The 12,162-nt window shown below is 40.8% G+C and carries 17 protein-coding genes; 11 read left to right on the top strand and 6 right to left on the bottom strand.

Features of this window, described 5'->3' with window-relative positions:
* The first annotated feature begins 16 nt into the window (after nt 1-16).
* From pssA to NYE58_RS11045, 7 genes are all read left to right on the top strand, one after another.
* On the top strand, nt 17-541 hold the full coding sequence (gene pssA / locus NYE58_RS11015; protein ID WP_076219640.1) for a CDP-diacylglycerol--serine O-phosphatidyltransferase: 525 nt from the start codon (nt 17-19) through the stop codon (nt 539-541).
* A 7-nt stretch (nt 542-548) separates the two neighbouring features.
* Nucleotides 549-1,043 carry a DedA family protein gene (locus NYE58_RS11020; RefSeq protein ID WP_076100017.1) on the top strand — a complete coding sequence of 165 codons (495 nt, stop codon included), beginning with the start codon at nt 549-551 and terminating at the stop codon, nt 1,041-1,043.
* Between the two features lie 47 nt (nt 1,044-1,090).
* Nucleotides 1,091-2,116, top strand: a complete 1,026-nt coding sequence (locus tag NYE58_RS11025; protein ID WP_341001883.1) for an AI-2E family transporter — start codon at nt 1,091-1,093, stop codon at nt 2,114-2,116.
* A gap of 208 nt (nt 2,117-2,324) precedes the next feature.
* Nucleotides 2,325-2,543: a spore coat associated protein CotJA gene (locus NYE58_RS11030; protein ID WP_036684070.1), complete on the top strand. Its 219-nt coding sequence runs from the start codon at nt 2,325-2,327 to the stop codon at nt 2,541-2,543.
* A gap of 3 nt (nt 2,544-2,546) precedes the next feature.
* The gene (locus NYE58_RS11035; protein ID WP_036684069.1) at nt 2,547-2,813 is read left to right on the top strand and encodes a spore coat protein CotJB; all 267 of its coding nucleotides are present in this window, start codon (nt 2,547-2,549) and stop codon (nt 2,811-2,813) included.
* A gap of 50 nt (nt 2,814-2,863) precedes the next feature.
* Nucleotides 2,864-3,433 (top strand): manganese catalase family protein, encoded by a 570-nt coding sequence (locus NYE58_RS11040; protein ID WP_036684067.1) that lies wholly within the window; start codon nt 2,864-2,866, stop codon nt 3,431-3,433.
* Nucleotides 3,434-3,547: 114 nt separating this feature from the next.
* Nucleotides 3,548-4,156 (top strand): hypothetical protein, encoded by a 609-nt coding sequence (locus NYE58_RS11045; protein ID WP_076219041.1) that lies wholly within the window; start codon nt 3,548-3,550, stop codon nt 4,154-4,156.
* 200 nt (nt 4,157-4,356) lie between these two features.
* Here NYE58_RS11045 and NYE58_RS11050 read toward each other — a convergent pair whose 3' ends face one another.
* On the bottom strand, nt 4,357-4,986 hold the full coding sequence (locus NYE58_RS11050) for a LysE family translocator (protein WP_076219042.1): 630 nt from the start codon (nt 4,984-4,986) through the stop codon (nt 4,357-4,359).
* 235 nt (nt 4,987-5,221) lie between these two features.
* On the opposite strand from NYE58_RS11050, the gene NYE58_RS11055 reads away from it, so the two are divergent.
* The gene (locus NYE58_RS11055) at nt 5,222-5,635 is read left to right on the top strand and encodes an ArsR/SmtB family transcription factor (RefSeq protein ID WP_076277532.1); all 414 of its coding nucleotides are present in this window, start codon (nt 5,222-5,224) and stop codon (nt 5,633-5,635) included.
* Nucleotides 5,636-5,641: 6 nt separating this feature from the next.
* Nucleotides 5,642-6,235 carry an NAD-dependent epimerase/dehydratase family protein gene (locus NYE58_RS11060; RefSeq protein WP_341001885.1) on the top strand — a complete coding sequence of 198 codons (594 nt, stop codon included), beginning with the start codon at nt 5,642-5,644 and terminating at the stop codon, nt 6,233-6,235.
* Nucleotides 6,236-6,351: 116 nt separating this feature from the next.
* On the opposite strand, the gene NYE58_RS11065 is transcribed toward NYE58_RS11060, so the two are convergent.
* Nucleotides 6,352-6,687 carry a potassium channel family protein gene (locus NYE58_RS11065; protein ID WP_076124810.1) on the bottom strand — a complete coding sequence of 112 codons (336 nt, stop codon included), beginning with the start codon at nt 6,685-6,687 and terminating at the stop codon, nt 6,352-6,354.
* Nucleotides 6,688-6,905: 218 nt separating this feature from the next.
* On the opposite strand from NYE58_RS11065, the gene NYE58_RS11070 reads away from it, so the two are divergent.
* On the top strand, nt 6,906-7,244 hold the full coding sequence (locus NYE58_RS11070; protein WP_076187103.1) for a hypothetical protein: 339 nt from the start codon (nt 6,906-6,908) through the stop codon (nt 7,242-7,244).
* A gap of 16 nt (nt 7,245-7,260) precedes the next feature.
* Here NYE58_RS11070 and NYE58_RS11075 read toward each other — a convergent pair whose 3' ends face one another.
* The gene (locus tag NYE58_RS11075) at nt 7,261-7,950 is read right to left on the bottom strand and encodes a Crp/Fnr family transcriptional regulator (RefSeq protein ID WP_076277530.1); all 690 of its coding nucleotides are present in this window, start codon (nt 7,948-7,950) and stop codon (nt 7,261-7,263) included.
* Nucleotides 7,951-8,030: 80 nt separating this feature from the next.
* Between NYE58_RS11075 and NYE58_RS11080 the strand changes: the two genes are divergently transcribed.
* A complete protein-coding gene (locus NYE58_RS11080) occupies nt 8,031-8,783 on the top strand; it encodes an HAD-IIB family hydrolase (RefSeq protein WP_076277529.1) in 753 nt (250 codons plus the stop codon).
* A gap of 321 nt (nt 8,784-9,104) precedes the next feature.
* Here the strand turns inward: NYE58_RS11080 and NYE58_RS11085 are convergent, their stop codons facing one another.
* The 3 genes from NYE58_RS11085 to NYE58_RS11095 all read right to left on the bottom strand — a co-directional run bounded on the left by NYE58_RS11085 (nt 9,105) and on the right by NYE58_RS11095 (nt 12,066).
* Nucleotides 9,105-10,304, bottom strand: coding sequence for an MFS transporter (locus NYE58_RS11085; RefSeq protein ID WP_076104606.1), 1,200 nt, complete (start codon nt 10,302-10,304; stop codon nt 9,105-9,107).
* Between the two features lie 66 nt (nt 10,305-10,370).
* On the bottom strand, nt 10,371-10,988 hold the full coding sequence (locus NYE58_RS11090) for a sugar O-acetyltransferase (RefSeq protein WP_076277527.1): 618 nt from the start codon (nt 10,986-10,988) through the stop codon (nt 10,371-10,373).
* Nucleotides 10,989-11,025: 37 nt separating this feature from the next.
* Nucleotides 11,026-12,066, bottom strand: a complete 1,041-nt coding sequence (locus tag NYE58_RS11095) for an ROK family protein (RefSeq protein WP_256719068.1) — start codon at nt 12,064-12,066, stop codon at nt 11,026-11,028.
* Between the last annotated feature and the right edge of the window lie 96 nt (nt 12,067-12,162).

A 12,162-nucleotide genomic window follows, 5' to 3' on the forward strand; every position in this document is an offset into this window, starting at 1 on the left:
AAAGGGGTGAAATTGTATGAAATTGAACTGGTTGCCTTCAACGTGCACACTCGGAAATTTGGGACTAGGATCACTATCCTTGTATTTTACGATTCAAGAACGATATAGCCTAGCTTTATTAATGATAATGCTCGCGGCAATATGTGATGTACTGGATGGATTACTGGCAAGAATATTGCAATGTACTAGTGAATTCGGTAAACAATTGGACTCATTGGCGGATATTATATCATTTGGTTTAGCGCCTACCTTCCTTATCTTGTTATATAGGTTAGAAGATGCCGACTGGATTGGACCTGCAGCTGCAGTTTTCTTTTTGATTTGTGGCGCACTTCGTTTGGCCAGATTTAATCTGTCGGCGCCTTCCAAAGGGTTCGTGGGGATGCCCATTACTGCTGCTGGAGTCATTCTGTCGATGATTTCTTTACTAGATGAACGGATGAAACCAGGACTGGTCATCGGATTAATGGCATTGCTGTCCGTAATGATGATCAGCCGTATCCCATTTCCGTCCCTTAAAAAATCCTTCAACAGGAAGTGATACACCCATGCCTTGGATTATAGAGTTCATTTCACAATATGGATATTTAGCCATATTTGGCCTTATGGCACTTGGGATTATCGGACTTCCTGTGCCTGATGAGGTGTTAATGCTGTTTGTAGGCTATTTATCCTCCGTTATGGTTTTGGATTTTTCACTTTCCGTATTGGTTTGCTTTATGGGATCCATCACAGGAATGCTTATCAGCTATACCATTGGTCTAAGGCTAGGACAACCTGTGGTAGCAAAATTCGGCAAGTGGGTTGGCCTTACACCCAAGCGTTTTGCCAGTATGAAAAGATGGTTTTTGCGGTTCGGAAACTGGGCGATTTTCATTGCTTATTTTATTCCCGGTCTGAGGCATGTATCAAGCTATATCTCTGGTATCAGTGCTATGTCTTTCAAAAAATATATACTAATAACGACTGCAGGAGCGCTAACCTGGTCACTTCTTTTTGTTTCTATCGGCTTTTTTGTGGGGGCTAAGTTTTCCTTTTTATAGCCTTTGAAGTTTAACATTATTAATCGCAATTGAATGGAGCAAGATCAATGAATGTATTCAAGCGATTCTACACGAATATTACTACCAGACGCTTTTTTATTCTCGCACTTATCGGGTTGCTGCTGTACATGGTTCGAGGGATGCTTAATCTGGTGCTGCTGACGTTTCTGATTGCTTTTGTCATGAACAGCTTTCAGATTGTGCTCAGTAAGCGAATTGGTAAATTTATGAAGGTTAACAGTAAGGTGATTATTGTCATTTTATACCTTGCTTTAATCGCATTGATTGTACTGGCCTTTGCAAAATATCTTCCTAAAGTATTGGAGCAGATTAAGCAATTAGCCATCTTCCTCACCAATCTCAAGTCAGAGGATCTTCCGCAGAACAAGATTACATTATATTTGTATGAAATGTTCAGGGACCTTAACTATCAGTCCTATATCAAAAGAGGCATCGATTATGTGCTGCAGGTTAGCAACTGGGGTGCAACTTTCGTAGTATCAACCATTTTAAGCTTTGTGTTTATTCTGGAGAAGAACCGGGTCGTCAGTTTCACTTCCAGGATGAGAGAGAGCAGGATTGCCTGGTTTTATATAGATCTGGAGTATTTCAGCCGAAAATTCATCGTTTCCTTTGGGAAAGTAATTGAAGCGCAAATTCTCATTGCCATGTTCAACACCTGTCTTACTGTTATTGGCTTGTGGCTGCTTAACTTCCCGTATTTATTTGCCCTAGCGATTTTGATTTTTCTGCTCAGTCTCATCCCGGTGGTTGGTTTTTTGATTTCGCTCATTCCGCTTTTAATAATTGGTTACAACATCGGCGGTCTGATGACAGTTACTTATGTGCTGGCGATTATTGCGGTGTTGCATTTTATCGAAGGCTATTTCTTGAATCCTAAGTTGATGTCCACAAAAATGAATTTGCCGATGTTTTTCACCTTTAGCGTGTTGTTGTTCTCTGAGCATTATATGGGTGTCTGGGGACTTATTCTTGGTATTCCTATCTTTGTATTTATGTTGGATATCCTTGAGATTACCCACGAAGATTCGTTCAAAAGAGCGAAGCCCTAAGCTGAATACTAAAAAACCCAAGTTATAAGCTGTTTTCGGTACTTTTCCGGAGACAGCTTATTTGTCATGCACATTGCACAAAAAAAATTGCTAATGGGCTTTTTTTGTGAATAACGTTTTATATTGTGTCCTGCTGTCATAAGTTAGCTAAGGGAGTAATGTTCAGAGTCTTTAAAGAAGGAACAGGAACAAAGGAGGTACAAAAAAGATGGAATCACAGCTGCGGAGGTATACCCCCTTTAGGGGCCCGTTTGATCCTTGCCCACCGGTGCCGTTCAAGACGTATGTAGTTCCACCCAATCAATTTATCACCTTTCAGCCACCCGATTTGCCACAGTTTAGTTTGCAGGAGGCTCTGAAGTATGGAACGCTCTGGCCGGCACTATTTAGTCCGTATGAATCCAAGTGCAAAGGAGGAGGGAAATAGACTATGGAGGCAAATCCTTGCGACCAACGTTATTATGAATTGCTTGAACAGTTGCAGACCCTTGATTTTGCCTTAGTGGAGTTGAACTTATACCTAAATACGCATCCTGACGATCTGAGAAGTATTGAACAATTTAATCAGCTTACGCTGGAACGAACTAAGCTAGCGAATCATTTTCAGGAGTTATATGGTCCGCTGCAGAATTTTGGCCGCGCTTATTCTAAATGTCCATGGGAATGGAATCAACCCCCTTGGCCTTGGCAGGTGTAAGAGGAGTATAACCGTAAGGAACTATTTTTCTAGAGGAGGGAAGTTCCCGAATGTGGATATACGAAAAAAAACTGCAATATCCGGTACGGGTGGGTAAATGTGATGTCCGGATGGCGCGTTATTTGAGTGAGCAATACGGAGGCGCAGATGGCGAGCTCGCCGCTGCACTACGCTATATGAATCAAAGATACACGATTCCAGATAAAGTTATTGGCGTGTTGAACGATATTTCTACTGAGGAATTTGCTCACCTTGAGATGATTGCCACGATGATCTACAAGCTGACGAAGGATGCTTCGGTATGCGAATTAGAGGAAGCGGGATTAGGGCCACATTTTGTAGCGCATGATCATGCCCTGTTCTACACGGATGCTAGTGGAGTTCCATTCACCGCAGCCTATATTCAAGCTAAGGGAGATCCGCTGGCAGACCTTTATGAAGACATTGCGGCTGAGGAAAAAGCCCGGGCTACATATCAGTGGCTGATTGACATGACGGATGACGTGGATCTGCAGGATAGCCTTAAGTTCCTGCGGGAGCGGGAGATTGTGCATGCATTACGGTTTAAGGAAGCGGTGCAGATTATTATTGATGATCGGAATCAGAAGCGGGTGTTCTGACTCAAGAAGAAGTCGCCATTTTGGCGGCTTTTTTATTTTTCTATTAGATAGTTACTTGGTTGGTTAAAATTTACTGTGTTAATATTAGCGAATATAACTAGAGGAGGAAAATTATTGAAAAGTAAAAGAATTTATACCTTATTAGTATTAATACCTGTATTTCTTGTACTGGCAGTTTGCAGCAGTGGTAATGCTAAGGTCTATAAGATGGAGCCCGATACTTTCTCCAAACAGGATATGGCCATTTACAAGGTAGATAACAGCAGGGAAAGAGTCAGCTATGGCATGAGTCGTAAGAATGCGGAGAAGGTTCTGGGGACTGGAAATGAAGGAATTTCCAATTGGTATACATATGATTCAGGAGTGAGTGTACTCTACAGATATGATAAGGCTGTAGCCATAACATTGGGAAGAGAATCTCAGGGGGCATATAAAACTGCCCGAGGAGCTGAAGTTGGTACGAACAAAGAGAGAATTAAAGAGTTATATGGAGAGAAATATGCGATAGAGAATGCTTCGGAAAGTATGAAATCTTTTAAATATTTGGAATATTATTACGATACAGAAACAAAGAAACTAGTAAAAGAATATACATCAGATTTTAAATCGCTTTCCAAAAAAGAACTCAGAGCCAAATATCTGCTTTCAACAACCTATGATGAGGACGGAAAGATTGGGTTGATCATACTGGCGGATGCGCAGGCAACTAACACTTTTGAATGATATGGAGATTTATTAATATTCTCTTCCAAAAGGGTACGAACGATGTTAGCAGAGAGATTAGGATTCGGAAATTTGATACAGTTCTGTATTAATTAATTATGGTAGCCACCTATCGGGTTTAAGGAAGCGGGTGTTCTAAGGATTTCTGTGAAAAAGACATTTAAAGCCGTTCTCTTTTATAAGAGAACGGCTTTTTTACGTTAAAAAATATGGAGGCTCCGCAGGAATTGATAGAAGAAATACCCCCCAAAGCCGATTAATACAAAACCTGCGCTGATAGTCACCCATTTAATAGCTGTCCGATTCATTGCTTTTCGTGTGGTGGATACAATCGTCATCAGGCCAATATCATGGAGTAGGATACCAATCAGGATACCTAATCCCACTAGCAAAAAGCTGCCCGTATTAGTACGGTCAAAGGAGTCGGACAATACGGTACCAAAGACACTTACCCAAAATACCAGGTTTCCTGGTGAGATCGCTACTAGCAAACCATTTTTGTAAGAAGAGAACAGCGATTTGGACGTCTTCTCACCTCCAAGGGAAATATCATGATCTGCATTCTTGATGCTGTCATAGCCAACGTAGCACAGGAACAGAGCCCCAACTAGCCACATGATCACTTGTATGATAGGCATGGAAAGAATAGAGGCTAGACCCAGGTATAAGCCTAGAATTAGGAAGAGGTCGATGGTCATTCCCCCGAGGCCAACAATCCAACCATGCATAAAGCCATTTTTCAAGCCTTGTTTGGTCATTTCAATGGTAATGGTACCTACGGGGAGAGCGATGGAGAAGCCGAGCAAAACGTATGTAAGAAATAAAGTCATTAAAATTAAAAGCCCCCTTTATCAAATTAAACGAAAGTATATTTTACACCATGAAGTAATAGGGGGCAATTCTTTTGAGTGAATTTATCTATTACAAATTTGCTCTATAATTTTCGACCGCTCTAATAGAGATGGTCTTTTTTATTTATTTGAGGATCGCCAGAGATGAATATTAATGGTCTCGATTTTCTTTACCGATGAATTATTGGTCGAAAATTAATATACAATAGTTCATATGATTAAACCATTAAACCCAAAGGGGCAGCTTATGGACAGACAAGAACGCTTAAAAAATCTGGCTGAAGAATTTGGTGAATGCAGTAAAGCTCTTGCAGCCATTGGAGATGAGACACGTCAATCCATCATCATTGCTTTGATTGAAGGTGAAAGTGATTGCGAAAAAGGAATCAGAGTTGGTGAGCTGACACAAAGGACCAATTTATCCCGTCCAGCCGTATCTCATCATTTGAAGGTATTAAAAGAGGCTAATTTGATTGGTTTTGATCAGGAAGGCACCAAAAATTATTATTATTTGGATGTACTTAAAAGTGATATTTTCAGACTCAAAAGGCTGTTTGACCATATCGATGAGTTCATCAAAGATTCTGCAGAATCAGATCCTAAAACTATAAATGATGATGAAGGGTGACATGAGATGAAAAATGTGATTTTGTTAGGTGGAAGTGGTTATATCGGAACACATTTGTCGGAAGAATGGTTAAGAAAAGATCCTCAGGTGCAGATCATCAGCGTATCCCGAAACGGAAAGCCTGGAAAGTTATTACCGAGCCTCGTTAATCACAATCGGATAAAATGGATGTCTGTCGATATTTTTGATATCGATTCTTACATTAGTAAGTTACCTCAACAAGCGGATGCCATCGTTGATTTGGTCGGCACTGCTACAGCAAACAGCAAGGAGGATTTCGAAAAGCTAAATGCTGAGCTGGTAAACATTATGGTTGAGCTTATGAGTAGATTGAACATTCCCAAGGGATGTTATATTTCAGGACGGATGGGAATGCCCTTTAAAAATAAACCATTTCTTGAATCCAAGCATAGAGGAGAGCATATCGCCCTTACAAGCGGCAAAAATATCGGCATTGTAAAACCAAGTCTGGTTTACGGGGATCGTGCTGATGCGGTTGTCATGGTTCCTTTTGTACAAGCCGTAGGTCTTTTCAACAAGGATCTAAAACCCATTAAAGTGAATCAGTTGGCTCAGCAGATTATACAAATATGCATTTAATACTATAATATTAGTGATTTATGGACTAGTATATAAGCGATTAATTGAAAAAAAAGAGCCTCATTAGCTTCGGCTAACAAGGCTCTTAATACTGTCATGAGTTTGGATTTCATTATTTAATTGTTATCTTTATCGGTTTGTTTGATCAGTTCATAAGCGATATACCCGATCATTCCCAAGAACAACCCTGTGCCTGCAATAATGTAAACAATCGTAAATATTTTTCCTAGTGCTGTCTGAGGAACGAACGTTGGATGACCTAATGTACTAAGCGTTGCAACGCAGAAATAAATAGCATCCAGAACAGACAAACCTTCCTGTTTGACATAAAAAATGGTTCCAGACAACAACGTCATCAAAACTAATAAGAATAATGCTTGGAAATTTTTACGTTTGAGCGCTTTCCATAAGCCCGAGAATAAACGTTTTAAAGTTAGTAAAAATGATAACATGCAGCTCCACCCTTCATTTATATTAGAGCATACATAACAAATTAACGTCAAATTTAAAATAGATTTGCAGGAAGAAACTGAGGAGGTTGTGGGGAACTTAAATTTCTAGCATTCAGAGCTGAAACTGGTCACACTCCATTCAAAGCTAGTCTAAGCTATGTTATTATTACCTTATATTTTCCTATAAATAACAAATTATAGAGTTTGGAGGTTTAAGAATGAAAAGTAAGCGTAACTTGATAATGCTGTTATTGTTTGCTTTGACGATTATACTTTCAGGATGTAATGATAAAAAAGCTGCGATATTATCCATGGATGAAATACGAGATCTAGCTCAGCAAGGCGAGGCGTTGTCGTGGAAGGATTTTGAAGGTCATCCCTTTGAAGACGTTGGTTCAGGTTTGTACATCCGTAAATATGAAATTAATGAAAACTACCATGTGCTGGTGGGTGGCGGAAGTGTTGATGCAGCTCCTCTGTATATAAATCTTGTCAAAAGAAACGGAGAAAAGATCGATATCCGTTATGATGACATCGATCATTTTATCCTCAATTAAATGAGGGGTTTTTAGGCTATTCAAATCTTATTCCGTTAGATAATTCATCCAGACGCTCCCAGTCGAGTACAATAATTTCTTGCTTAACTTTATATAAAATTCCCATGTCGGTGAGCCGCTGAATGACACGGTTTAAATGGCGGGGAGTAGTCCCAATCAAAGAGGCTATATCTGGGATATAGGGTGTCTGAATTTCTTTTCCAAACTCACGTTGGAGTTGAATGGTCAATAAATAACTTGCAAACCTTTCTTCTACAGAGCCCAGCAAGTTCGTTCGGGATGCGGATGTGCAGGTTAGAAGCTTGTAGGAGAGATGTTTCAGCAACAAGTCTTTAAACCTGTGGTTATCCATTAGGTCAGACTCAACCTTTTGTTTCGGGATAAATAAGAGGCTGGTTTGTTGTACCGCTTCAACTTGGGATTGGATCACAACTTCCTGCACGTATTCAATATCCCCGAATAATGACAAGGGTGAGCAGAAACGTAATAACAAGGATTTTCCCGTCCCCACACTAGAAGAAACCTTGGTACGCCCCTCCACTTGAAAATAAATTCCGTCCAGCTCATCCCCCTCACGCAAAATGATTTCATTCTGCTCATAGACAAGTAACTGGATTAAAGCATGTGTTGACGTTGTGAATACTTGGTCTAGATTAAATTGTGTAATGTAATGTGATATCAGATTTGGATCGTGAATAGATTTCATCGTTTACTCCTTTTTGGACATCGGTCCTTTCCATTATATCTGAACTCGTTATTATAGAGAAAAAAGGGAGGATATAAACGATGAAATTTATTTTTGATTTAGATGGGACGATTTGTTTTAGCGGCAAACCTTTGAGTAAATTTATTGTACAAGCCTTGGATTCTCTAATTGAAAAAGGACATGAGGTTATTTTTGCGTCAGCCCGGCCTATTCGTGATTTATTGCCTGTGTTGCCTGCTCATATGCATCATTTTTCTATGGTTGGCGGGAATGGCGCGTTTATTGCAAAGGGTGGGGAGGTTATTTCGACGATACATTTTGACCCACAGACTGCGGACAACCTCCTGAATTTGATTGAAGAATTTGATGCAACTTATTTGATTGATAGTCATTGGGACTATGCATATTCGGGTTCTGCAGACCATCCCATCCGGAGAAATGTAGATCCAGAACAACGCGCCAAAAATGTAACTCCGTCGGAGCTGGATGAGATTGTGAAGGTAGTTATTTTGAGCAGTCTGAACGGGGAACAACTTATACATAAGCTGCAAAATCTGCCGATTGTGATCTACCAGCATGGACAAGAAGATATTATGGATATAAGTCCACAAGGTGTGAACAAATGGACAGGACTAAAGAGGTTAGGCATAGAACCGCAGCAATTTATTGCTTTTGGTAACGATGCTAATGATATAGAAATGTTTAGACATTCCGCACATTCGGTTTGTGTTGGCGATCATATATCTTTGGGAGAAGTTGCAACGGAAAAGGTTAGTAGCGGTGAAGAGCAGATTGTTAGAAAAATAATGGAGCTGGTGGGAGGTCTGCGATAATTGATGGGATGGGATGGGATGGTGATCACCAGCTCAGAGGTCATTGTTGCGGACTGTATAGTCGCTATTTCGGGATTTAGCTTCATTAGGCGGAGTGTTCGGACTCAGGAGGCGTTATCTGGTCAGAAGACAGCGGTTTTTGCACAAAAACAACTCAATAACGACTATGGGGTCCGAATAACCTCATTTCTGTCTATTTCGAAGCCAATAAGGACATTTGAGTCCGATGGTAGGAGGTTGGTCGCTATTTGCAACAAAAAACCTGCCATAAAATCAGCAGGTTTTTTGCATGGATGAGCAGAAATAAGTGCGATAACTATTCTAGATAAGTTCTTGGCGGCGATTTAAATAACGATATAAAACACAACCGGATATCGCGCATATAGCTGCACACAAACCGATAAAACCATACCCAGCTTGAAGACCACGTAGCAAGCCAGTTTGTGTTTCTGCTCCGTAAAGCCTCTTTACACCTTCGATTACTGCACCTATGGCATAGTTGCCAATCACGCTACCGACTCCCATTAGTGTAACTGTAAAGGTGATGGCAGTGTCACTGCCATGCGGATACCTTTTTGCGATAAACGCCATGACGGTCGGATAAATCATAGCGATACCTATGCCTGCTGCTGCGAATAGAAACGCGAGCTGTTCCCCACCCAAAATAGCAGCAAACGTACATAAGGCAGAGAAGGCTGAAAAAATGATAAGCGATAGATTGAAACCAATCTTATCTGTAACCGGCCCCAGCAGGAGCCTTGCTAGCGAGAAGCAGAGAAAAAAGGTGGACAACATACCAGAAGCTGTAACTGTATCCCACAAGTATGCTTTTTCCAAAAAATTCACTAGCCATCCACCTACTGCAAGCTCTGACACTACACCGAAAGAAAGAATAAGCACCATCAGCCATAAAGCGGGATCGCGGACCAGTGTTTTTAATGGGATCCGGTCCTCTTGCGGAAGATCGTCACCCGGAAATGTACTGCGCAAGGCAGATAGAATAGGCAGTAAAGATAAGCTTAGCATAATCAGATACATTCCGCGCCAGTCGAGTGGATGGCCAAATATACTTACCGACATGAGTCCTGTTGCCAGCAGTGGAGCTAAGGTTGAACTAAATCCGTAGAAAAAATGGGATAAGTTCATCATCGTCCCGGTATTTTTTACGAAGATGCGTGCTCCCAAAATGGCAAGACCAATCTCCAGCATTCCGTTTCCGATGTACATCAGGAAATAAGAAGCTGAGAAAAAGGGGTAGCTGTGGGAGATATAGATTAACACTCCTGAGAATATCATGGATGCAAAAGCAATGATACTGACAGCCTTGATCCCCCACTTCCGAACCAATACAGCTGTAAAGGAGCAGGCGATCAAATAACCTAATGCATTTAGGGATAAAAGGGTGCCGAGCTGTTTCTCGTCCAGATTAAAGTCGAATTGGATTCGCGGAATGGCAGGTCCCTTAATATTTTCCGATATGCCAAACACTATAAATCCTAAAAAGATGGTTGCCAATTGCATGGCGTAAATCTTGTTAAATCCCCCGAAGCGCTTTTTCAAATTGAGATCCTCCCAGAACGGGTTACTTTATTGCTCAATGTCTCTGTAATACTCTTCTTTAAGTTTTTCCCAGTGTTGCTTATCTTCGTCGGTGATTGCTCTTAATACCTTGCATGGGTTCCCCACCGCAATTACATTGTCAGGGATATCCTTAGTCACGACTGAACCTGCACCGATGATTACATTGTTGCCGATTTTTACCCCAGGATTGATTACTGCGTTTCCACCAACCCACACATTGTTTCCAATGGTAATCGGTGTACCGAATTCAAGCATACTAATACGCACATCCGCATCTATGGGGTGACCGGCAGTATATACGCCTACTCTAGGTCCAAAGAGAACATTGTTACCAATCGTTACTTTAGCTACATCAAGGATAATGCAGTCAAAATTAGCGTAGAAGTTATTGCCAACGGTAATATTACTGCCGTAATCACAACGGAAAGGAGGTTCAACATATAATGACTTTCCTGTAGACTCAAATAATTGCTTGAGTAGTTCTACTCTATATTCACCTTGTTCTTCCGTCGTATTGTTAAATAAACGAGTGAGCATTCTGGATCTTTTGTTATCCTTTGCTAATTCTTCACCGCCTGCCATATATAGCTTTCCTGCAATCATGTTTTCTTTGTTTGTTGCCATTCGTAGTTCCTCCTGAAGTGTATGTTAGTTTTATGTTTTACCGGCGCTTCTCAACCAGCTGCAACGAGTAGGTTAAGCTTTCCAGTGTGATCGCAATTAATCCGTTCATGTAATGATCATCAGGTTGATCCAGCACAATTAAGTGAGGCATATGCTCCTCTGGAATCACTTCCAGACAACGTTGATAAATCGGCCGCACATTCTCTTGTTTGACTTGTTCTCCTGTGAGAGCTATGGTCTCTGGATTAATAATTGCAATCAGGGACGATATAGTGTGAGCCGCCAAAGGGATGAAGGTATCCGTGTGGTCCAAGCTACTCAATTGCTGTTCACGCGAGATTCCAAACGGTAAAAAAGAGACTTCACCAGCAAATCTGGTATTACCTTTGTGGATATGCCCGTCGATCATCATCCCGGCGCCTGGAAAAGCACCTTTGATAAAGGTCACTACGACAATGGTTTTATCCTCTTCATAATCCTGCTGTTTATAGAACCCGTAAACGGTCAGATTCATATCATTTTCAATCGTGACTTCAAGCTCGTATTTTTCTCTGAGCAGTGATTCTAAGGGAGCATTCATTAACTCTTTAATGTCACAGATATTAATGACACCTTGGTGAGCAAGGCCGGGAATCCCAATCCCTACTGCCTTGATATTGTTATATTGTTGGATAAGCGTATCCAGCAGATGGTCGATGGCTGCAGCATCTACGTACTCTAATTCCATCCATCCATGATCCACACGATCACCAACTGAATTGGTCACCGCATAGGTTATGGATTTCTGGCCATCTTCAATTTTGGCATAGATACATGCAATATAGGAAAAATCAGCGTTATAGATAAATCGTCTGGCCGGTCGGCCTCCATTTGAAGCCTCCAGTTCAGTCTCAATGACTTCACCAGTCTCCAGAAGCTCATTCAGGATATTTCCGCAGGTAGCAATACTTAATCCGGTGGCACTTGCAATCGTGGATTTGGTTCCTTCCTTCATCGATTTCAAGGCTTGCTTGATAAGCTCCTGATTTATCTTTTTCACACGAATAGAATTGTTTGCGATTTGGTTTATTTTATTCACCTCTAGACTTTTGAAAATGGTTATTAAAAGTATTATCAATACTATAACTTGGCTCTATATAATTGTCTAGCAATCGACAGTTTTTTATAATGGATT

The organism is Paenibacillus sp. FSL L8-0708 (assembly GCF_038009325.1).
Lineage (GTDB): Bacteria > Bacillota > Bacilli > Paenibacillales > Paenibacillaceae > Paenibacillus_AQ > Paenibacillus_AQ odorifer.

Bases quoted from the DNA above. Each gene is read 5' to 3' on its own strand.
- pssA (WP_076219640.1), top strand. From the start codon at position 17: ATGAAATTGAACTGGTTGCCTTCAACGTGCACACTCGGAAATTTGGGA.
- NYE58_RS11020 (WP_076100017.1), top strand. From the start codon at position 549: ATGCCTTGGATTATAGAGTTCATTTCACAATATGGATATTTAGCCATA.
- NYE58_RS11025 (WP_341001883.1), top strand. From the start codon at position 1,091: ATGAATGTATTCAAGCGATTCTACACGAATATTACTACCAGACGCTTT.
- NYE58_RS11030 (WP_036684070.1), top strand. From the start codon at position 2,325: ATGGAATCACAGCTGCGGAGGTATACCCCCTTTAGGGGCCCGTTTGAT.
- NYE58_RS11035 (WP_036684069.1), top strand. From the start codon at position 2,547: ATGGAGGCAAATCCTTGCGACCAACGTTATTATGAATTGCTTGAACAG.
- NYE58_RS11040 (WP_036684067.1), top strand. From the start codon at position 2,864: ATGTGGATATACGAAAAAAAACTGCAATATCCGGTACGGGTGGGTAAA.
- NYE58_RS11050 (WP_076219042.1), bottom strand. From the start codon at position 4,986: ATGACTTTATTTCTTACATACGTTTTGCTCGGCTTCTCCATCGCTCTC.
- NYE58_RS11055 (WP_076277532.1), top strand. From the start codon at position 5,222: ATGATTAAACCATTAAACCCAAAGGGGCAGCTTATGGACAGACAAGAA.
- NYE58_RS11060 (WP_341001885.1), top strand. From the start codon at position 5,642: ATGAAAAATGTGATTTTGTTAGGTGGAAGTGGTTATATCGGAACACAT.
- NYE58_RS11065 (WP_076124810.1), bottom strand. From the start codon at position 6,687: ATGTTATCATTTTTACTAACTTTAAAACGTTTATTCTCGGGCTTATGG.
- NYE58_RS11070 (WP_076187103.1), top strand. From the start codon at position 6,906: ATGAAAAGTAAGCGTAACTTGATAATGCTGTTATTGTTTGCTTTGACG.
- NYE58_RS11075 (WP_076277530.1), bottom strand. From the start codon at position 7,950: ATGAAATCTATTCACGATCCAAATCTGATATCACATTACATTACACAA.
- NYE58_RS11080 (WP_076277529.1), top strand. From the start codon at position 8,031: ATGAAATTTATTTTTGATTTAGATGGGACGATTTGTTTTAGCGGCAAA.
- NYE58_RS11085 (WP_076104606.1), bottom strand. From the start codon at position 10,304: ATGCAATTGGCAACCATCTTTTTAGGATTTATAGTGTTTGGCATATCG.
- NYE58_RS11090 (WP_076277527.1), bottom strand. From the start codon at position 10,988: ATGGCAACAAACAAAGAAAACATGATTGCAGGAAAGCTATATATGGCA.